This is a genomic window from Aureimonas altamirensis (assembly GCF_001463885.1).
In the GTDB taxonomy this organism is placed as follows: Bacteria; Pseudomonadota; Alphaproteobacteria; order Rhizobiales; family Rhizobiaceae; genus Aureimonas; species Aureimonas altamirensis.
In genome coordinates this window covers 185,206-204,764 of sequence record NZ_BBWQ01000020.1, presented here as the reverse complement: position 1 = coordinate 204,764, position 19,559 = coordinate 185,206, and the positions used below count along the sequence as shown (strand labels likewise).

The 19,559-nt window shown below is 66.0% G+C and carries 22 protein-coding genes; 15 read left to right on the top strand and 7 right to left on the bottom strand.

Going from position 1 to position 19,559, the window contains the following annotated elements; translation table 11 throughout:
- Positions 1-6: 6 nt before the first annotated feature.
- The 5 genes from AUL31_RS15595 to AUL31_RS15575 are packed head-to-tail and all read right to left on the bottom strand — an operon-like array spanning position 7 to position 4,923.
- A complete protein-coding gene (locus AUL31_RS15595) occupies positions 7-768 on the bottom strand; it encodes an ABC transporter permease (protein ID WP_060608709.1) in 762 nt (253 codons plus the stop codon).
- The gene (locus AUL31_RS15590; protein ID WP_060609032.1) at positions 765-1,691 is read right to left on the bottom strand and encodes an ABC transporter ATP-binding protein; all 927 of its coding nucleotides are present in this window, start codon (positions 1,689-1,691) and stop codon (positions 765-767) included. Before AUL31_RS15590 ends, AUL31_RS15595 begins: the two co-directional genes overlap by 4 nt.
- Before the next feature lie 30 nt (positions 1,692-1,721).
- Positions 1,722-2,819 (bottom strand): HlyD family secretion protein, encoded by a 1,098-nt coding sequence (locus AUL31_RS15585; RefSeq protein ID WP_060608706.1) that lies wholly within the window; start codon positions 2,817-2,819, stop codon positions 1,722-1,724.
- A gap of 51 nt (positions 2,820-2,870) precedes the next feature.
- Entirely contained in the window at positions 2,871-4,496 is a 1,626-nt protein-coding gene (locus tag AUL31_RS15580; RefSeq protein WP_244489432.1) for an MFS transporter, read from the bottom strand.
- Entirely contained in the window at positions 4,486-4,923 is a 438-nt protein-coding gene (locus tag AUL31_RS15575; protein ID WP_159439812.1) for a MarR family winged helix-turn-helix transcriptional regulator, read from the bottom strand. The genes AUL31_RS15580 and AUL31_RS15575 overlap by 11 nt, the downstream gene beginning before the upstream one ends.
- 120 nt (positions 4,924-5,043) lie before the next feature.
- On the opposite strand from AUL31_RS15575, the gene AUL31_RS15570 reads away from it, so the two are divergent.
- The 6 genes from AUL31_RS15570 to yacG all read left to right on the top strand — a co-directional run bounded on the left by AUL31_RS15570 (position 5,044) and on the right by yacG (position 8,096).
- Positions 5,044-5,322: an Rdx family protein gene (locus tag AUL31_RS15570; RefSeq protein WP_060608700.1), complete on the top strand. Its 279-nt coding sequence runs from the start codon at positions 5,044-5,046 to the stop codon at positions 5,320-5,322.
- Between the two features lie 7 nt (positions 5,323-5,329).
- Positions 5,330-5,488 carry a hypothetical protein gene (locus AUL31_RS20535; RefSeq protein ID WP_192842530.1) on the top strand — a complete coding sequence of 53 codons (159 nt, stop codon included), beginning with the start codon at positions 5,330-5,332 and terminating at the stop codon, positions 5,486-5,488.
- A 98-nt stretch (positions 5,489-5,586) separates the two neighbouring features.
- Positions 5,587-6,876, top strand: a complete 1,290-nt coding sequence (gene murA / locus AUL31_RS15565; protein ID WP_060608697.1) for a UDP-N-acetylglucosamine 1-carboxyvinyltransferase — start codon at positions 5,587-5,589, stop codon at positions 6,874-6,876.
- Positions 6,877-7,058: 182 nt separating this feature from the next.
- Positions 7,059-7,277, top strand: a complete 219-nt coding sequence (gene infA, locus AUL31_RS15560; protein WP_019994787.1) for a translation initiation factor IF-1 — start codon at positions 7,059-7,061, stop codon at positions 7,275-7,277.
- 16 nt (positions 7,278-7,293) lie between these two features.
- Positions 7,294-7,911: a Maf-like protein gene (locus tag AUL31_RS15555; RefSeq protein ID WP_060608693.1), complete on the top strand. Its 618-nt coding sequence runs from the start codon at positions 7,294-7,296 to the stop codon at positions 7,909-7,911.
- Entirely contained in the window at positions 7,908-8,096 is a 189-nt protein-coding gene (yacG, locus tag AUL31_RS15550; RefSeq protein ID WP_060608690.1) for a DNA gyrase inhibitor YacG, read from the top strand. Before AUL31_RS15555 ends, yacG begins: the two co-directional genes overlap by 4 nt.
- Positions 8,097-8,108: 12 nt before the next feature.
- On the opposite strand, the gene AUL31_RS15545 is transcribed toward yacG, so the two are convergent.
- Both AUL31_RS15545 and AUL31_RS15540 read right to left on the bottom strand, forming a co-directional pair.
- Positions 8,109-8,747 (bottom strand): transglutaminase-like cysteine peptidase, encoded by a 639-nt coding sequence (locus AUL31_RS15545; RefSeq protein ID WP_060608686.1) that lies wholly within the window; start codon positions 8,745-8,747, stop codon positions 8,109-8,111.
- A 270-nt stretch (positions 8,748-9,017) separates the two neighbouring features.
- A complete protein-coding gene (locus tag AUL31_RS15540; protein ID WP_060608683.1) occupies positions 9,018-9,794 on the bottom strand; it encodes an alpha/beta hydrolase in 777 nt (258 codons plus the stop codon).
- A 192-nt stretch (positions 9,795-9,986) separates the two neighbouring features.
- Here AUL31_RS15540 and infC point away from each other — a divergent pair, with 192 nt between their 5' ends.
- From infC to AUL31_RS15495, 9 genes are all read left to right on the top strand, one after another.
- Positions 9,987-10,526 carry a translation initiation factor IF-3 gene (gene infC, locus AUL31_RS15535; RefSeq protein ID WP_073469375.1) on the top strand — a complete coding sequence of 180 codons (540 nt, stop codon included), beginning with the start codon at positions 9,987-9,989 and terminating at the stop codon, positions 10,524-10,526.
- A 208-nt stretch (positions 10,527-10,734) separates the two neighbouring features.
- Positions 10,735-10,935 carry a 50S ribosomal protein L35 gene (gene rpmI, locus AUL31_RS15530; RefSeq protein ID WP_039195541.1) on the top strand — a complete coding sequence of 67 codons (201 nt, stop codon included), beginning with the start codon at positions 10,735-10,737 and terminating at the stop codon, positions 10,933-10,935.
- A gap of 44 nt (positions 10,936-10,979) precedes the next feature.
- A complete protein-coding gene (gene rplT / locus AUL31_RS15525) occupies positions 10,980-11,396 on the top strand; it encodes a 50S ribosomal protein L20 (protein WP_060608680.1) in 417 nt (138 codons plus the stop codon).
- A gap of 193 nt (positions 11,397-11,589) precedes the next feature.
- Positions 11,590-12,696, top strand: a complete 1,107-nt coding sequence (gene pheS / locus AUL31_RS15520) for a phenylalanine--tRNA ligase subunit alpha (protein ID WP_060608677.1) — start codon at positions 11,590-11,592, stop codon at positions 12,694-12,696.
- A 19-nt stretch (positions 12,697-12,715) separates the two neighbouring features.
- Entirely contained in the window at positions 12,716-13,111 is a 396-nt protein-coding gene (locus tag AUL31_RS15515; protein ID WP_060608674.1) for a hypothetical protein, read from the top strand.
- Between the two features lie 39 nt (positions 13,112-13,150).
- Entirely contained in the window at positions 13,151-15,568 is a 2,418-nt protein-coding gene (gene pheT, locus AUL31_RS15510) for a phenylalanine--tRNA ligase subunit beta (protein ID WP_060608671.1), read from the top strand.
- A gap of 79 nt (positions 15,569-15,647) precedes the next feature.
- On the top strand, positions 15,648-16,577 hold the full coding sequence (mepA, locus tag AUL31_RS15505) for a penicillin-insensitive murein endopeptidase (protein ID WP_060608668.1): 930 nt from the start codon (positions 15,648-15,650) through the stop codon (positions 16,575-16,577).
- 71 nt (positions 16,578-16,648) lie between these two features.
- Positions 16,649-17,671: a glucokinase gene (locus AUL31_RS15500; RefSeq protein WP_060608665.1), complete on the top strand. Its 1,023-nt coding sequence runs from the start codon at positions 16,649-16,651 to the stop codon at positions 17,669-17,671.
- Between the two features lie 55 nt (positions 17,672-17,726).
- Positions 17,727-19,535: an ABC transporter ATP-binding protein gene (locus AUL31_RS15495; protein ID WP_244489431.1), complete on the top strand. Its 1,809-nt coding sequence runs from the start codon at positions 17,727-17,729 to the stop codon at positions 19,533-19,535.
- Positions 19,536-19,559 lie beyond the last annotated feature (24 nt).

Sequence of the window (19,559 nt, the reverse complement as noted above, 5' to 3'; positions counted from 1 at the left end):
GCCGGTTCAGGGGCGCAGGCGGTAGCCGGTGGCGAACATGCGGTGGATGACGAGAATGCAGGCCAGCATGAAGGCGAAGGTCATGCCGAGGCTGACGAAGATGTTCACGTCGGACTGGCCGAAGAAGCTCCAGCGGAAGCCGTTGATGAGGTAGACGACCGGATTGATCATCGACACGTCCTGCCAGAAGGGCGGCAGCATGCGGATGGAGTAGAAGCTGCCGCCAAGGAAGGCGAGGGGAGTGACGATGAGCAGCGGCACAAGCTGCAGCTTTTCGAACCCGTCGGCCCATATGCCGATGATGAAGCCGAACAGGCTGAAGGTGACGGCCGTCAGCACTAGAAAGAAGAACATCAGCAAGGGATGGTCTATCCGGAGCGGCACGAACAGGAAGGCCGTGGCAAGGATGATAAGGCCGAGGATCACCGATTTGGTGGCCGCTGCCCCGACATAGCCGGCGACGATCTCGAGGGTCGATACGGGAGCCGACATGATTTCGTAGATCGTGCCCGTGAATTTCGGGAAATAGATGCCAAAGGCGGCGTTGGACAGGCTTTGCGTCAGCAAGGACAGCATGATGAGCCCGGGCACGATGAAGGCCCCGTAGTCGATGCCGTCGACCGCGCCGATGCTGCGCCCTATGGCCGCGCCGAAGACGACGAAGTACAGCGACGTCGAGATGACGGGCGACAGGATGCTCTGGAAGATGGTGCGCCACATGCGCGCCATCTCGAAGCGGTAGATCGCAAGGACGCCGCGCCAGTTCATGCCCTGCTCCTGACGAGATCGATGAAGATGTCTTCCAGCGTGCTCTGGTGGGTGCGGATGTCGTGCAGGCGGATGCCAGCCCCGTCGAGTGCGGCCAGCAGCGCCGTGATGCCCGTTCTTTCGCCACCCGTGGCGTAGGCATAGGTGAGCGCCTTGCCATCGTCCGACAAGACCAGGTCGAAACCGGACAGGGCGGCGGGTACGGAGGCGATCTTGTCCTGCAACTCGATGATGAGTTCCTTGCGCCCGAGCTTTTCCATCAGGCGGGACTTCTCTTCCACCAGGATCAGCTCGCCGCCTCGGATGACGCCGATGCGGTCCGCCATCTCCTGCGCTTCCTCGATGTAATGCGTGGTCAGGAAGATGGTGACGCCGGAATCACGCAGGGTGCTGACGACGCGCCACATGTCGCGGCGCAATTCCACGTCGACGCCGGCGGTCGGCTCGTCGAGGAACAGAAGCCGCGGCTCGTGCGCCAGCGCCTTGGCGATCAGCACCCGACGCTTCATGCCGCCGGACAGGGTCATGATCTTGGAGTCGCGCTTGTCCCACAGGGACAGGTCCTTCAGAACCTTCTCGACATAGGCGTCGTTGCGTTTGAGGCCGAACAGGCCGCGCGTGAAGCTGACCGTCGCCCAGACCGTTTCGAAGGCATCGGCCGTCAGCTCCTGCGGCACAAGGCCGATCATCGCACGCGCGGCGCGATAGTCGGACCCGATATCGTGGCCGCCGATGCGCACCGTGCCCTGGCTGCGGTTCGTCAGGCCGCAGATGATGCTGATCAGCGTGGTCTTGCCGGCGCCGTTGGGGCCCAGAAGCGCAAAGATCTCGCCCTGCCTGATGGTCAGGTCCACCGGTTTCAGCGCCGTGAAGCCGTTGGCATAGGTCTTGCCGACATTCTCGACCGATAGGATCGGTTCCATCATCGAAGCCTTCATCATGAGCGGCGTCTTCTACTCGATCCTGCCCGCGCTGTCGCCTCCCCCGTCGGCATCGGCCGCGAGGCTGTCCATCGGCTGCGCCGTATCGATGGATACGATCACCGACATGCCCGGCACCAGCCGCCCGGATTGCGTGTCCTGCCCGTCGATCCGGATGCGCACGGGCATGCGCTGGGCGATCTTGGTGAAGTTGCCGGTTGCGTTGTCCGATTTCAGGACCGCGAATTCCGAGCCGGTGGCCGGCGAGAATCGCTCGACCTGTCCGTGGAAGACGCGGCCCGGATAGGCATCCACGGTAAAGTCGACGCGCTGTCCGGGTTCCATCCCGCGAACCTGCGTTTCCTTGAAATTGGCGACGATCCACCGGTCGTCCGGCACCAGGCTGGCCAGCCCGGTGCCCGGCTGGACATACTGGCCGACCCGGACCCCGACTTCGCCGAGCGTCCCATCGGCCGGAGCAATGATGCGGGTATGCGTCATGTCGAGTTCGGCCAGCAATACGGCGGCCTTCGCACTGTCGACCGCCGCTTCCAGCGACTGGCGCGAGGTGATGACCGATGCGAGGTCCTGTCGCGCAACTTCCACCTGCGCCCGCGCCTGGTTGAGGGCGGCGTCGGCCTCGGCGCGGGACTTGCGGGCAAGGTCGAGGTCGCTGCCGGGGGCGAAGCCCTTTGCGGCAAGGGGGGCGATGCGGTTCCAGTTGGCGTCCGCCGTGTCGAAGGAGGCCTCGGCACTCTTCTGTGCCGCCTCAGCCGCCGTCACCTTGGCCTCGGCGGAAAGGCGCTGCTGCTCGAAGCGCGACAGTGCGGCTTCCTGTCCGGAAAGATTGGCGCGGGCCTGCTCCAGCTTCTGGCGGTAGGTGCCGTCGTCGATGCGGGCGATCAGCGTACCGGCGGTCACATGCTGGAAGTCCTGGACGGGCACTTCCGCGACGATGCCCGACAGTTGCGGGCTCATCATGGTGACGCGGCCCCGGACATAGGCGTCGTTGGTCGTCTGGACGCTCGACGCGAAGGGCGGCAGGTTCCAGGCATAGAGGACGGTGAGCACGCCGGCGATGCCGATAAGCGCGGCGACATAGGTGGCGAAGGAGCGGAAGATGCGGGGCATGTTCCAGCCTTTCAAAGAGACGGTATCGGGAATGGGGTTGCTTCGGTTGGATCAGCTTGCCGCCGGCTCTGTCGGCGGGAAGATGTGCCGGAACAGGACATGCAGCAAGAGGCAGCCGAGGCCGAAGGCGGAAACCCCGCTGACCAGCAGGAATGCGTCATTATAGGCAAGGATCGTGGCCTCGCGGGTCGCCTGGGCAGACAGGGCGGCAAGCGCCCTGGCCTGCTGGATGGCCGGGTCGGGCGTCGTCGGCGCGTAGGCGGCCGCCATGCGCGCCACGCGGGCCGCAACCGTCGGATCGCTCATGACGACGTCTTCGACCAGGGTCTGCGAGTGGAATTTCTCGCGCAGGGTGACGATGGTGCGGAAGATGGCCGAGCCGACAGCCCCTCCCAGGCTTTGCGTGGTCAGGAAGACGATCAGGAAGGAGAGCAGATAGTTCATGCCCTTCTTCATCGCCGCCATGAACCCCATCGCCAGCGCCGGCGGCAGGAACATGACGCCTGCCATGGCGATCATCGACTGGCTGACCAGCATGTTTTCCGGCCGGGTCAGGTTGGTGGCGTGCGCGTCCATGAATGCGCCGACGGACAGGAGAGCCAATGCAGCGGCATGGATGGCCGGGGCGCGCCCCGGCTTCATGACGGCCGCCGTGACCAGCCCTGCCAGTACGGTGCTGGCCAGCATCACGAAATACAGAAGCGTCATCTGCTCGTTGCGCAGGCCGATGGCCTGGAAGAAGCCGGACGCGCCGCTTGTCTGCTCTGACAGGATCAGGCGGAACAGCAGGAGGATGCCGGCAAAATGCAGGATCTGCGGCGACAGGATCCAGCGCAGGTCCACCAGCGGGTTGGAACGGTTCAGCTCGATTATTCCCGCAGCCGACAGGGCGGCGATGCCGACGGCCAGCGTCCAGCCGATCCAGCGGGCTTCCAGCCACCAATCGTAAGGGCCGACCGTGGCTGTGACGGCGATGGAGCCGAGCCCGATGGCGATCAGGACATAGCTGACGAAGTCGAGCGGCTCGAACACCTGCGCGCGGGCCGGCGGATTGAGCGGCAGGAAAAAGATGGCGGCCAGCGACAGCATGGCCATGGCCATTTCGAGGCTGAACAGGCTGGCGAAATCTCCCATGTCCGTCAGCAGCGGCGAAACGAGCCGCGCGACGGGCATCGCGACCGAGATGTTGATGACGGCGAAGGTAACGCCCATCGTCATCTTCTTCTCGGGCGGGAAGGTCTCCAGCATGTACAGGAAGGCGAGCGTCGACAGCGGCGAGGCCGCGACGCCGGCAAAGAAGCGCACCAGAAGTGCCGACCGGAAGTCGGTGACGAAGAGGTGCATGGCGCTGATCGCCACGAAGGCGACGATGGCGCATTCGGCAAAGCGCCGCAGCCCGAACTGGGCGCGGATCTTCGTCATCATCAGCGTCAGGCTGACATTGGGCGCCAGATAGGCGGCCATCAGCCAGACGGTCTCGGTGGTCGTCAGCGAGAGGCTGCCCTGCACGTTGGACAGGTTGGACGAGATCAGGTTGAGGCCGAGGCCCTGCGTCAGCGAGATCAGCGTGGCCGCGCCGATATACAGCGCCGCATGGGCCGGATGCCGCGCCATGTACGGCGCGGGCGGCGGAAGCGTGCGGATGGGACGGGCCGGGGCGGCGGTTTCATTCGTCATCGTCGGACGCTCCCGGGTGGGAAACGGCTTCGAGGGCCCGCGCCATGCGCCGCATGACGGCCAGGGCAGCCACGATCTCCCGGTCGTCGATATCGGACAACACGGCGTCGCGGATGTCGTCGGACGCCGCCGAGACGACGGCCGCGGCCTTGCGGCCCTCCGGCGTGAGTCGAACGATCTTGGCCCGGCGGTCGCCGGGCGAGGGCAGGCGCTCGATGAGGTCCAGCCGCTCCATGCCGTCCAGAAGGCGAACCACTGTCGCACTCTCCAACTGCAACTGGCAGGCCAGTTCCGTCTGCGTCGGCATCGGGTGGCGGGCCAGTTCGGCAAGCGCGCGGGCGCGCGGATAGGTTAGCCCCTGCTCGCTCACGCGGGCATTGAAAAGGGTGCGCATGCGGCGGCTCGTCTTGATGACGAGGTCCGTCAATTCGGCTCGCGAGGCATCGTCCGTTTTTTGCATGTTGGGCATATAACTAGTGCACTAACAATAAACAAGACTTACAAACTGTCGCAGGGTAGAAGGTATCGTCCCACCGGAGGCCAGCCCATGGCGAACACGCCGCGCATCACGATCACCTACTGCACCCAGTGCCAATGGCTGCTGCGCGCCGCATGGCTGGCGCAGGAGCTGTTGTCGACCTTCGGCACCGACATCGGCGAGGTAGCTCTGGTGCCCGGCACCGGCGGAATATTCGAGATCGCCTGCGACGGCGCGCCAGTCTGGGAGCGCAAGGCGGATGGCGGCTTCCCGGAGGCGAAGGTGCTGAAGCAGCGGGTGCGCGATATTCTGGACCCGGAGCGCAGCCTTGGACATAGCGACCGGTGATCGCGCCATGACGAAGATTGTTTCGGCGCTGATGATCGTGGCGATGGTGGTGCAGGTGATTCGACCTCTGGGCCTGCCGGGCCTGCGCAAACGGGGCGATTTCTGGAAGATCGCGCTGGCGGCGCTGTTCGTCTTCGGCGCAACGGTACTCATTCGGCCACAATAGGGGCGCAGCTTTTGTCCCGATTTCGGGGGCATTTGAACGGCATGGCGCACTCGTGTACTGAGGCTGGCTGTTCCGCAACGCAGGGGTGACATCGAAGAATGGATCGCATTCGCATTCGGGGCGGTAACGCGCTCAACGGCACGATTCCGATCTCCGGGGCCAAGAACGCCGCCCTGCCGTTGATGATCGCCTCGCTCCTGACGGACGATACGCTGACGCTGGAGAACGTCCCTCATCTCGCCGATGTGGAGCAGTTGATCCGCATTCTCGGCAATCACGGCGTCGACTATGCGGTATCGGGCAAGCGGCTGGTGCAAGACCCTTCGCAGGGACGCACGATCCACTTCACCGCGCGCACCATCGTCGATACGACCGCCCCTTACGAACTCGTCTCCAAGATGCGGGCAAGCTTCTGGGTGATCGGTCCGCTGCTGGCCCGCATGCACAAGGCCCGCGTGTCGCTGCCCGGCGGTTGTGCCATCGGCACCCGGCCGGTCGACCTGTTCATCGACGGGCTTCGGGCGCTTGGCGCCGACATCGACATCGACCAGGGCTACGTCGTCGCCGAGGCGAAGGGCGGGCTCGTCGGTGCGCGGTATCGCTTTCCCAAGGTGTCCGTGGGGGCAACCCATGTGCTGATGATGGCGGCGTCGCTGGCCAAGGGCGAAACCGTCATCGAGAACGCCGCGCGCGAGCCGGAGGTTGCCGACCTCGCCACCTGCCTCAACGCCATGGGCGCGCGCATTTCGGGCGCCGGAACGTCCACCATTACCATAGAGGGTGTCCCGGCCCTGTCGGGCGCGCGCCACCGCGTGCTGCCGGACCGGATCGAGACGGGCACCTACGCCATTGCCGCCGCCATGGCCGGCGGCGACGTCACCCTGGCCGGTACGCGCGCCTCGCTGCTGGATTCCGCACTGGACGCCCTGCGCCAGGCCGGTGCCGAGATCACCGAGCTGAACGATGGCATCCGGGTGCGGCGCAACGGCGCGGGCATTTCGCCGGTCGATGTGACGACCGATCCTTTCCCCGGTTTCCCGACCGATCTGCAAGCCCAGTTCATGGCGCTGATGACCCGGTCCGGCGGCGTTTCCAACATCACCGAGACGATTTTCGAGAATCGCTTCATGCATGTCCAGGAACTGGCCAGGCTGGGGGCGAAGATTTCGCTTTCAGGCCAGGTCGCCCGCGTCGAAGGCGTGCCGCGGCTTGCCGGTGCGCCGGTCATGGCCACCGATCTGCGTGCCTCCGTGTCGCTGGTGATCGCCGGTCTGGTGGCGGAAGGCGAGACGACCGTAAACCGGGTCTATCATCTGGATCGCGGGTTCGAACGGCTGGAAGAGAAGCTTGTCGCCTGCGGCGCGGACGTGGAAAGGATTTCGGGCTGAGCCTGGTCTATCGTCCGGGCAAATCCATTCCCGCCTTGCATTTTTCTTCGTTCCGCACGATTTAGGGCGCGTGAATTTCCATAATGGGCCGGTCGCGCCGTGCGCTGCCGGCCTCGACTCGTTCCAATGGCCGGCCCGCATCGGGCCTTCGGCCGAACTCCGATCCAAGGTCAGGACCACGCATGGCGAAAGAAGAAGTTCTCGAGTTTCCCGGGGTCGTTACCGAGCTGCTGCCGAACGCGACATTCCGCATCAAGCTCGAGAACGATCACGAAATCATCGCACACACGGCGGGGCGCATGCGCAAGAATCGCATCCGTGTTCTGACGGGCGACAAGGTGCTCGTCGAGATGACCCCCTACGACCTGACCAAGGGCCGCATCACCTATCGCTTCAAGTAAGCCGAGCACGCTTCGCATGGCCCAGTCGCAGCATCTGATTCTCGCTTCGGCGTCGCCGCGCCGGCTCGAACTGCTGCAGCAGGTCGGCCTGGAGCCCGAGCGGCTGTTGCCTGCCGACATCGACGAGGCGCAACACGGGTCCGAGCATCCGCGCTCGCTGGCCAAGCGCTTGAGCCAGGGCAAGGCCGAGGCCGCCGTGGCCGTGCTGGAGCGCTTGCAGGAGCGGGCCGGCCGCTTCGTACTGGCTGCCGATACGGTCGTCTGCGTCGGGCGGCAGGTGATGCCCAAGGCCGAACTGATCGAGGATGCGCACGCCAATCTGCGGATTCTGTCCGGCCGCACGCACCGCGTATACACCGGCGTCTGCGTCATCGGGCCTTCCGGGCGGCTTCGCCAGCGGCTGGTGGAGACGCGGGTCCGCTTCAAGCGTCTGACCCGCGAAGACATGGACCAGTATCTGGCCAGCGGCGAGTGGCGCGGCAAGGCGGGCGGCTACGCCATCCAGGGGCTGGCGGGCGGTTTTGTCGTGCGCCTCGTGGGAAGCTACAGCAATGTGGTGGGCCTGCCGCTCTACGAGACGCTGGCGCTGCTGCAGGGCGAAGGCTTCCGGCAGGGCACGGCGGCGGCGCAATGACCGGCGCGGTTACACCGCTGCGGCCCAGGCGCGCCTGCCCGGAATGCGGGCGGCCTTCGGACCGTGCCACTTATCCGTTCTGCTCGCCCCGCTGCAAATCGGTAGATCTCAACCGCTGGCTGTCCGGCGCCTATGTCATACCGGGCGTCGAGGAAGAAGTGCCCGACAGGGAAGACGAGGCCTGAGGGCCTTGCCCGTCAGCGCAGTGCCGCCGGCACGACACGGGCATCGCGCCCGGATGCTAGCCGGACAGGCGAATCACCCTCCACACGAACCCATCGGCCCGGATCGGCTGCGTCCTGCCGCTTGAGGTAGGTGTAGGGCGTATCTCCCCAGCTCCGCACCCGCGCGTCCAGATTGTCCAGGACGAAATCGCCGGCGCGTGTCGTCAGCGTCAGGACGGCATGGCCTTCGCCGTTGGGCTTGCGCACGACGGTCATCAGAAGGCTGCTCGCCGGCAGGCCGGCCTCGACCAGACGGTCCCGCTTCAGCAAGGCGTAATCCTCGCAGTCTCCGCGGTTCACCGGAATGCTCCAGTATTCTTCCTGTCCGTGCATGGCCCAGTCGGACGCCGGTTCGATGTCGGCATTGACCTGCCGGTTTATGCCGGCAACGAGGTGCAGAAGGCCGGGCGAAAGCGCCGGCGGGCCCGGCACCGGACGTGCATGCGGCCGGCATTCCTGCGGCTCGCGCCGGCAATAGTCGAAATGGCCTATGGGCTGCGAGGTGGGACCGGCCAACGGCATGAACAGTTGCCGCGCCTGTGCGGGCAATATCGCACCTGCACACAAGGTCGATGCGATCGCAATCGCAAGTAGCGCACGCAGCCTGCCCATGGAAGCCGATCCCCTCGTCGTCCCCGAACCCTGTGTGGAATGGTCGGACCGGGGGCGACGAAGGTCAACATCATCGCTGGTGGAAGGAGTCCGATTTGGAGGTAGATCGGACACACGATCGGAGTATTTCCGAATGAGCAGGTGCAATAATCCGCGCTCCGTCGTTGCGGTGCAAAGTGCGGCGATCCAGGCGGTCCGGCGCGCAATTGCCACGAGTTTGACGAAGCGAATGTCCTTAATGTGACATTAACGTCACGCGGGAATGAAATCTTATCCGCGCGCCTTGCCGGCTGCCAGATCCAGGACAGCGGCATCCATCCGGTGGAGGTCTTCCTCACGAGACAGGCGATGATCTCCGTCGGCGACGAGCGTCAGCGTGACGCCGTCTCCGGGCAGATGCGAGACCAGCTCCAGCGCGTGGGTATAGGGCACGTCCGGATCGCGCATGCCCTGGATGATGTGCACCGGACATCCGGTTTCAACCGGGCCATCGAGGACGCATTGCGACAGTCCGTCGTCCAGCAGCCGCTTGGTGTAGACCGTCGGTTCGGGCGCATAGGCCGAGGCGCGCTCGATATAGCCCTGGCGGGCAAGGTCCCGGCATTCGGCGGCTGTAAGGGATGGCTCCACGAGCCGCTTGGTGAAGTCCGGCGCGGGCGCCAGAAGAAGCATCCCGGCCATGCGTGCGCGCATCCGCTGCGCCAGAAGCAGCGCGATCCAGCCGCCCATGGACGACCCGACCAGCAGCAACGGCCCTTCCGTCATGGCCGACACGATGTCGGCGGCGTCCTCCAGCCAGTCCGAGATGGTCAGGTCCGCAAACTGCCCGGACGATTCGCCATGGCCGCGATAGTCGAAGCGCAGGAAGCCAAGGCCCGCTTCGGCGCAGGTGGCCGACAGGCGCTCGGCCTTGGTGCCGCGCATGTCGGAGCGGTAGCCGCCGAGGAAGACGATTGTCGGCGCCGCGCCGGTGTGGCCGAGCCAGGCGAGCCGTTTGCCGTCGGGCCCGGAGGGCGAAAAGAATTCGGCGTTCGGCTGTGACTGCATCCGGCTGCTCCGTGTCGGTCTTCAAGCAATTTGTACGCTAGATGGGTGAAACTCGCCGGGCGACGTGCTATATCGGAAAGGTGATCGGCCCGGGGCCGGCGCGCTGCCAAAGGGGAGTTCGCCAGCCGGGGCCGGGTTGCGTGCGTTGTCGCGCAACTTCGCATCTGTCGTCAACAACAGGAGTGAACGACCATTCGCAGACCGTTTCGTGCCCCGCCCGCCCAAAAGGAAGGACCGCGCTCCAACCGGGACATTCGTGTTCCGCAGATTCAGCTGATCGACGCTGACGGCCAGAACCGTGGTCCGACGCCGACCGCCGATGCCCTTGCCATGGCGGAAGAGGCCGGGCTGGATCTCGTCGAGATCGTTCCGACCGCCAATCCGCCGGTGTGCAAGATCCTCGATCTGGGCAAGCTCAAATACGAGAATCAGAAGAAGGCCGCCGAAGCGCGCAAGCGCCAGAAGGTCATCGAGGTCAAAGAGATCAAGATGCGGCCGAACATCGACGATCATGACTACGAGACCAAGATGAAGGCCGTTCGCCGCTTCTTCGACGAAGGCGACAAGGTCAAGGTGACGCTGCGCTTCCGTGGCCGCGAGATGGCCCACCAGGAACTCGGCATGCAGCTATTGAACCGCGTCCGCGAGGAAACCGCCGAAATTTCCAAGGTCGAAGCCGAGCCCAAGCTCGAAGGCCGTCAGATGATGATGGTTCTGGCGCCGCGCGGCTGACGCGCGCGCCCACACCGGCCTGGGTGAGCCTTCGCGAATGCGGGCTTGCCATGCCGGGAGCGACAGACTATAAGCCCCAGCGTTCAATTGAGAGCCGTCCGGCAGGGCATGCCGTGGCGGCTCCAAATGCTTGGCGACACGTTCGGTAAGGCCGAACGGCGGTCCTGCAAGGTCCGCCGCCGTCGCCACATCCATCAAGGAGAGCAAAATGCCCAAGATGAAGACCAAATCGAGCGCCAAGAAGCGCTTCCGCATGACGGCGACCGGCAAGGTCAAGGCCCAGCCCGCCGGCAAGCGCCACGGCATGATCAAACGCTCCAACGACTTCATCCGCGATGCGCGCGGAACGATGATCCTGTCCAAGCCGGACGAGCGCATCGTCAAGACCTACATGCCCTACGACCGCTGAGCGGGTCGGGACACCTCAAGGTTTAGAGATTCAGGAGCGATATCATGGCACGTGTCAAAAGAGGCGTCACCTCGCACGCCAAGCACAAGAAGGTTCTGAAGGCCGCCAAGGGCTTTTACGGACGCCGCAAGAACACCATCCGCGCCGCCAAGGCCGCCGTCGACCGCGCCAAGCAGTATGCGACGCGCGACCGCCGCGTTAAGAAGCGCAACTTCCGCGCCCTGTGGATCCAGCGCATCAACGCCGGTGTCCGCGAGCATGGGCTGACCTATGCCCGCTTCATGGACGGCCTCACCAAGGCCGGCATCGAGGTCGACCGCAAGGTTCTGTCCGACATCGCCATCCACGAGCCGGAGGCCTTCGCGGTCCTGGTCGAGCAGGCGAAGGCGGCTCTCGCCTACCTCAAGGACGGCAACGACAACGCCTATGAGCGCGCTGTCGGCGAAAAGCGCGCCGCCTGACGAAGGCGTCCTGCCGGGCCCGGCCCGGCAGTATCGGGGCAGCCCGAACCGTTAAAAACGACAAGGCCCGCCGCGCATGCCGCGTGCGGGCCTTGTCGCGTTCGCATGCTTTGTGCTTGAAGCTCATGACATCGAAGAAACAGGCGGGTAGCGCGCGGCATCAAGGCGGCGCGACGGACCCGGCAGGGGAATCATGCAGGACATGACCATGGCGAGCGATCTTGCGGCCATCGAGGCGCGCACCCTCTCGCAGATCGAGGCGGCGACAAGCGAAGCCGCGCTGGAAGACGTGCGGCTGGCCGCGCTGGGCAAGAAGGGCGAGATCTCCGAGCTCCTGAAGGGCCTTGGCCGGATGACGCCGGACGAGCGGCGCGAGGCCGGGCCGGCCCTCAACGGCCTGCGGGACCGCGTGCAGCACGCCCTGACGCAGCGCAAGGAAGCGCTTGCCGATGCGGCGATCGAGGCGCGGCTGGCGGCGGAGGCGGTAGACGTCACGCTGCCGCTGCGGCCATCGTCTCTGGCGGCCGGGCGGCTGCATCCGCTGAGCCAGGTCGTGGACGAGATCACCGCGATCTTCTCCGACATGGGCTTCGCCATCGCCGAAGGTCCGGATGTCGAGACCGACTATTACAACTTCACCGCGCTGAACTTCCCCGAGGGGCACCCCGCGCGCGAGATGCACGACACGTTCTTCTTCCGCCCGGGCGCGGACGGGACGCGCAAGGTGCTGCGCACCCATACCTCGCCGGTGCAGGTGCGCACGATGGAAAGCCAGAAGCCGCCCATCCGCATCGTCATTCCGGGCAAGACCTACCGGCAGGATTCGGACGCGACGCACTCGCCGATGTTCCACCAGCTCGAAGGGCTGGTCGTCGACCGCAAGGCCAACATCGCCAACATGATGTGGGTTCTGGAAGAGTTCTGCCGCGCCTTCTTCGAGGTGCCGACGGTCAAGATGCGCTTCCGGCCGAGCTTCTTTCCCTTCACCGAACCGTCGATGGAAGTGGATATCCAGTGCGACCGCTCGCGTCCCGGCGAGGTCCGTTTCGGCGAGGGCACGGACTGGATGGAGATTCTCGGCTGCGGCATGGTGCATCCCAACGTGCTGCGCCTCAGCGGGCTCGATCCGGATGAGTTCCAGGGCTTCGCCTGGGGCATGGGCATCGACCGGATCGCCATGCTGAAATACGGCATGCCCGATCTGCGCGCCTTCTTCGACGCGGACGTCCGGTGGCTCGAGCATTACGGCTTCCGGCCGCTGGATATTCCGACACTGTTCGGCGGGCTGAGCAGCAACTGACACCGAAGGGGCGATTGCGATGAAGATGATGATCCTGGAATGCATCGCGGTTCTGGCCGGAGCCGTGCTCGGCACGGTGCTGACGGGCCTCCTGGCCTGGCTGTTTGCCGGCACGCCCTTCGTGGTGGCCGTCGCATCGCTGGGTGCCTATGTGCTCGGCCTCGTCACCGTCGCGCTGTTCGCTTTCCTGTACCATCAACTCGATCGTACGCCTGCGGCGCTGGCCAGCCTTGCCGTGGGCGTCGTCCTGCCGACGCTGGTCGACCGCTTCGTGCTGGGCGATACGCTGGGCTGGACGACGATCATCCTGCTCAACCTCGTCTTCGCCGTGCTGGCGCTGTCGATCTACCGCTTCGTGCATGCCAATGCCGCAAGCCGGCAGGCGGCGCGCGGCGTGGCCCGCCGGCTCGACTGAACCCCATCCTTTCTTTTCCGATACGATCGCGATCCCGATATGAAGTTCACCCTGTCCTGGCTGAAGGACCATCTCGATACCGAGGCGGGCCTTGGCGAAATCACGGAACGCCTCACCGCCATCGGCCTCGAGGTCGAGCATGTCGACGACCGGGCCGCGTTCCGCCCCTTCACCATCGCGCGTGTCCTGACGGCACAGCCGCATCCGGATGCCGACAAGCTGCGCGTGCTCAGCGTCGACGCAGGACCGGACGTCAACGGCGGCAAGCCGCTGCAGATCGTCTGCGGGGCGCCCAATGCGGCGGCCGGCCTGGTCGGCGTGCTGGCGCTGCCGGGCACCTATGTTCCGGGCATCGACACCACCCTGGGCGTCGGCAAGATCCGCGGTGTCGAAAGCTTCGGCATGATGTGCTCGGAGCGCGAGCTGGAACTTTCGGACGAGCATAATGGCATCATCAGCCTGCCGTCCGACACGCCCGTCGGCATGGCCTTCGCCGATTATGCCGGCCTTTCCGACCCGGTCATCGAGATCAACCTGACGCCCAACCGGCCGGATGCCACCAGCATCCACGGCATCGCGCGCGACCTTGCCGCCTCCGGCCTTGGCCGGTTGAAGGAGGCTGCCGTCGACCGCATCGAGGGCACTGGCCCGTGCCCGGTTTCGGTCGACGTGCAAAGCCCCACCTGCACGGGCTTCGCCCTGCGGCTGGTGCGCGGCGTGACCAACGGTCCTTCGCCCGAATGGATGCAGAAGCGGTTGCGCGCCATCGGCCTGCGCCCGATCAACGCCTTGGTGGACATCACCAACTACCTGACCTTCGATCGCGGGCGCCCGCTGCACGTCTTCGACGCGGCCAAGGTTTCCGGTGCGCTGACCGTGCGGCAGGCCCGGGCGGGCGAGGAAATCCTGGCGCTCGACGGCCGGACCTATGCGCTGGACGAGGATGTCTGCGTGATCGCCGACGACAAGGGTCCGGAATCCATCGGCGGCATCATGGGGGGCGAGCATTCCGGCTGCGACGAGGGCACCGTGGACGTGCTGGTGGAATCCGCCCTCTGGCGACCGCTGGACATTGCACGCACCGGCCGCACGCTCGGCATCGTGACGGACGCGCGCTACCGCTTCGAACGCGGTGTCGACCCGGCCTTCATGGAGCCGGGACTGGACCTTGCCACCCGCATGATCCTCGATCTGTGCGGCGGCGAAGCCAGCGAACGGGTCGTCGTGCCGCACCAGGACGACGCACCCGCCAGGATTCGCCTGCCTTTCACCGAAGTGAAGCGATTGACCAGCCTGGATATCGCGCCCGACCGCCAGGTCGAGTTGCTGCAGCGGCTGGGTTTTGCCGTTACGGCCCACGACGCGGACGGCGCCGACGTGACCGCGCCGAGCTGGCGCCCGGATGTCGAGGGCAAGGCCGACCTCGTGGAAGAGGTGATGCGGCTTACGGGCGTGGATGCGATCACCCCGCAGCCGCTGCCACGCGAGGGGGCGGTGGCGGGCCGCGTTCTAACCACGGCGCAAGTGCGCGATCGGCTGGCCAAGCGCGCTCTTGCCGCGCGCGGCATGCTGGAGACGGTCACTTATGCCTTCATCCCGCATGAGGAGGCCGTGGCCTTCGGCGGCGGCGCTCCGGAACTGCAACTGGAAAACCCCATCGCCGCGGAACTGACCGACATGCGCCCCTCGCTTCTGCCCAGCCTGCTGGCGGCGGCGGGGCGCAATGCGGCGCGGGGCTACGGCGACGTGGCGCTGTTCGAGGTTTCCCATGTCTACCGCGACGACACGCCCGCCGGGCAGTTGCGCGTTGCGGCGGGATTGCGGCGCGGCACCGCCACGCCGACGGGCGCGGGGCGCAACTGGGCCGGCAACGCCGCCCCGGTCTCGGTTTTCGACGCCAAGGCCGACGCCATCGCCGTGCTGGAGGCGGCAGGCGTGCCCACCGACCGGCTGCAGGTCGAGGCGGGCGCCAGCGCCTGGTATCATCCCGGTCGCTCCGGCCGGTTGAAGCTTGGGCCGAAGGTGACGCTTGCCGAGTTCGGCGAGTTTCATCCGCGCGTCCTGAAAAAGATGCGGCTGTCCGGCGCCCATAGCGGGTTCGAGGTGTTCCTCGACGCGCTGCCGGAAGGCAAGCGCAAGGCCACACGGACAAAACCGGTGCTGGAGCTTTCCCCGTTCCAGCCGGTGCGGCGCGACTTCGCCTTCGTGGTGGATGCGGAAGTGGAAGCGCTGAAACTCGTGCGGGCGGCCGAAGGCGCCGACCGCAAGCTCGTGTCGTCGGTCAGCGTCTTCGATGTCTTTACCGGTGCGTCGCTTGGCGAAGGGCGCAAATCCATCGCCATCGAAGTCACCCTGAAGCCGGCCGAGCGCACCCTGACCGACGAGGATCTGGACGCGGTCTCGCAGAAGATCGTGGCGGCGGTGGCCAAGGCGACCGGGGGCACGCTGCGCGCCTGACGACATCGCACGGTTGCGCGAGCAAGCTCCGCGCATCCTTGCAGGGCCACACTCGGCGGCTCATGATGCGGAGGTGATCATGAACTGCTCCCTCGCGTCGCTCGGCGTCGCTTTGCTGGTTGTCCTTGCGGGCCCGGCCGTCGCCGCGCCGGCGGCCAAGGACCTGTTCGGCGCTCGGACGCAGCCGGCAGCCATGGCCAGCCGCAGCATCGGCTTTTACTCCAAGGGGTGTCTGGCCGGTGCCGTGGCGATGCCGAAGGACGGTCCGACCTGGCAGATGACGCGGCCGTCACGCAACCGGGCCTGGGGCAATCCGGCCATGATTGCGCTGCTTGAGCGCCTGTCGGCCGAGGCTGCCGAAAAGGATGGGTGGCGCGGGTTTCTGATCGGGGATATCGCCCAGCCGCGCGGCGGGCCCATGTCGTCCGGCCACGCATCGCACCAGATCGGCCTTGATGCCGATGTCTACCTGACGCCGATGCCGCAGCGCCGCCTGAGCGATGACGAGCGCGATGGCCTCGATCCGCAAAGCCTTGTCGATCCGAAGACCCTGCATGTGGATGACAGCCTGTGGCGGCCCGAACATCTGAGGCTGCTGCGCCGCGTTGCCAGTGCGCCGGAGGTGCAGCGGGTCTTCGTTCATCCGGGCATCAAGCAGAAACTCTGCCAGACGGCCGGACGTGACCGCGCCTGGCTGGCCAAGGTGCGCCCCACCTATGGGCACGATTACCATTTCCATATCCGGATGTTTTGCCCTGCGGGGGAAAGCGCCTGCGAAAAGCAGGCGGCCGTGGGCCGGGACGACGGTTGCGACGACCTCGACTGGTGGTTCGATGTCGCGCTGCAGCCGCCACCGCCCGATGCCCCGCCCTACAAGCCGAAGCCGCCCTTGACGATGGCCGATCTGCCGCGCGCCTGCGCCGCCGTGCTGGATGCCGGCGCCGGCGTCGCATCGGCTGCGGCCATGTCCGGTCCGGTCGCCATACCAACGCAACGCCCGTCACGATAACGCGATAGATATCTGCCACGCCTTTTCCGCCATACCCTTCTGATCTTCAATCGATTTAGGCCCGACCGCATATGACCCCGACCCACACAAGCGCCGAAGCACTGCGCTTCCCGATCCTCCTGGCCGACATCGGCGGCACGAATGCGCGCTTTGCGCTTCTGGTGGATGCCTATGCCGAGCCGAAGCTGTTCCCCGTGGTCAAGACGGTGGACTACCCCAACATCGATCATGCCATCCAGGACGCCGTGCTGGACAAGACCTCCGTCCAGCCCAACTCGGCGGTGCTGGCCATTGCCGGGCCTATCGACGGCGACGAGATCGACCTGACCAACAGCCCGTGGATCGTGCGTCCGAAGGTGCTGATGCGCGATCTCGGATTTGAGGAAATCGTGGTGATGAACGATTTCGAGGCGCAGGCGCTGGCCGTCTCGGCCCTTCCGGAAACGGGCCGCGAGCAGATCGGCGGCGGCATGGCCCGCGAGGGCGCCAGCCGTGTCGTGCTTGGCCCCGGAACCGGGCTCGGCGTCGCCGGCCTCGTCCGCGCCCGGCGCATGTGGATTCCCGTTGCCGGGGAGGGCGGGCACATCGACCTTGGCCCGCGAACCGGGCGCGACCTTCAGATATGGCCCCATCTCGACCGGATCGAGGGGCGCGTATCGGCCGAAGAGGTGCTGAGCGGCCGGGGGCTCGTCAACCTGTATCATGCCATCTGCACGGCCGACGGCGTGGAGCGCCGGCATGCCGACCCCGCCGACGTCACGGAGGCGGCCGGCCTCGGCGACGCAGAGGCGCTGGAGGCCGTACGCCTGTTCGCCACGTGCCTTGGGCGCGTTGCCGGCGATCTGGCGCTTATCTTCATGGCGCGCGGCGGCGTCTACATCGCCGGCGGGATATTCCAGCGCATCGTGCCCCTGATCGAGCCCGAGCTGGTGCGTGACGCCTTCGAGGACAAGGCGCCGCATTCCGCCCTGTTGCGAGAGATGCCTCTGTTTGCGGTGACGGAAACGATGGCGGCGCTTGTCGGCATGGCGGCCTATGCGCGCAATCCGCGCTTCTTCGGCCTCGAAACCAGCGGACGGCGCTGGGCTGCCTGACAGGGCGGATAAAATGCTCTAAAGCGAGCGGCACGATGAACGGGACGAGCCGACCGTGAGTAGACAGAAGAACCTTTCGCTGGCCGACGGGCAGGAAAGGGGCGAGGCATTCAAGTTGCTGCGGCGTATCCTGGCCGAAAACGGGCGCTCGCATGTCAGGGGCTATGCGATCGCCATCGCATGCCTGATCCTCGTGGCGCTGTCGACGGCTTTCCTGGCGTGGATCATGCGGGACGTGATCGACGAGATCTTCGTCGACCGCAACCGCGCCGTGTTGCTGACGCTGCCGCTTGCCGTCTTCGCGGCCTTCCTGATCCGCGGCGTCGCCAGCTATATCCAGGGCGTGATCCTGGCCCGCATCGGCAACGACATCGTCGCACGCTACCAGAAGCGCCTGTTCTCCCACCTCACCGAGCTGTCGGTGGACTTTTTCGGCGAGACGCGCTCGGCCCAGCTTGCGGCGCGCATCAGCCAGAACGTGACGGGTGTCCGCGATACGCTGAACCTTACCGTCACCTCGCTGGCCCGCGACCTTCTGACCCTCGTCTTCCTGATCGGGGTGATGATCTGGCAGGACCCGGTCCTGTCGGGGATCGCCCTTCTGGCGGGGCCGCCGGTGGCCATCATGATCGGGCGCCTGTCGCGCAAGCTGCGGCGCGCCACGCGCCAGTCCATCGACCTCAATGCCCAGGTGGTCGGCTCCATGCAGGAAGCGGCGCAGGGAATACAGGTGGTCAAGGCCTTCACCATGGAAGCGCCGCTGCGCCAGCGCACGGACCGCCTGGTCGAGGCGGCGGAAGAGCGCGCCAACCGCATCGCCGCCATCACCGAACGCTCCGGCCCCATCGTGGAGACCATCGCCGGCCTTGCCGTCGCGGGCGTCATCGGCTGGTCCGGGTACCGGGCCATCGTCTACGGTCATTCGCCGGGCGCGATGTTCGCCTTCATCACCGCGCTTCTCCTGGCCTACGACCCGGCCCGCCGGCTGGCTCGGCTGCAGGTGGAGATGGAGCGCGCGCTGGTGAATGCGCGCATGATCTACGAAATCCTGGACCTGAAGCCCCGCAAGCCCGATGCGCCGGGCGCGCCGGACCTGAAGGTCACCGGCGGCGAAATCCGCTTCGAGAATGTCAGCTTCGCCTATTCCGCCGGAGAGCCCGTGCTGCGGCAGGTGGACTTTACCGCCCCGGCCGGCCGTACGACGGCCATCATCGGTGCATCGGGCGGCGGCAAATCCACCATCCTCTCGCTGATCGAGCGCTTCTACGAGCCGTCTTCGGGCCGGATCACCATCGATGGGCAGGACATTTCCAGCTTTACCAAGCGGTCGCTGCGGGCACAGGTATCCTATGTGCCGCAGCAGGCCGTGCTGTTCGAGGGCACCATACGCGACAACCTCCGCTACGGCCGTCTCGACGCGACGGACGAAGAGATCGAGGCAGCCGCGCGCATGGCGCAGGCAGAGGAATTCATCCTGGCCCAGCCCCTCGGCTACGATACGCCGGTGGGCGAAAACGGGATGACGCTTTCGGGTGGGCAGCGGCAACGTCTGTCCATTGCCCGGGCGCTTGTCCGCGGCGCCCCGATCCTGATTCTGGACGAAGCGACGTCGGCGCTCGATACGCAGTCGGAAACGCTGGTCCAGCGCGCCTTGACCGAGATCATGCGCGAGAAGACCGTGCTGGTGGTGGCGCATCGCCTGTCGACCATCGTCGGCGCGGACCAGATCCTGGTGGTCGAAAACGGCCGTGTCGCCGAAAGCGGCACCCATTCCGACCTTGTTGCCCGGGGTGGCAGCCTGTATGCGAAGTTCCACAGCCTGCAGGCGGCCGGCGAGATCGGCCTGTCCGGACGCAGGGAGTAGATGTTTCGACGATGCGGAAGGATA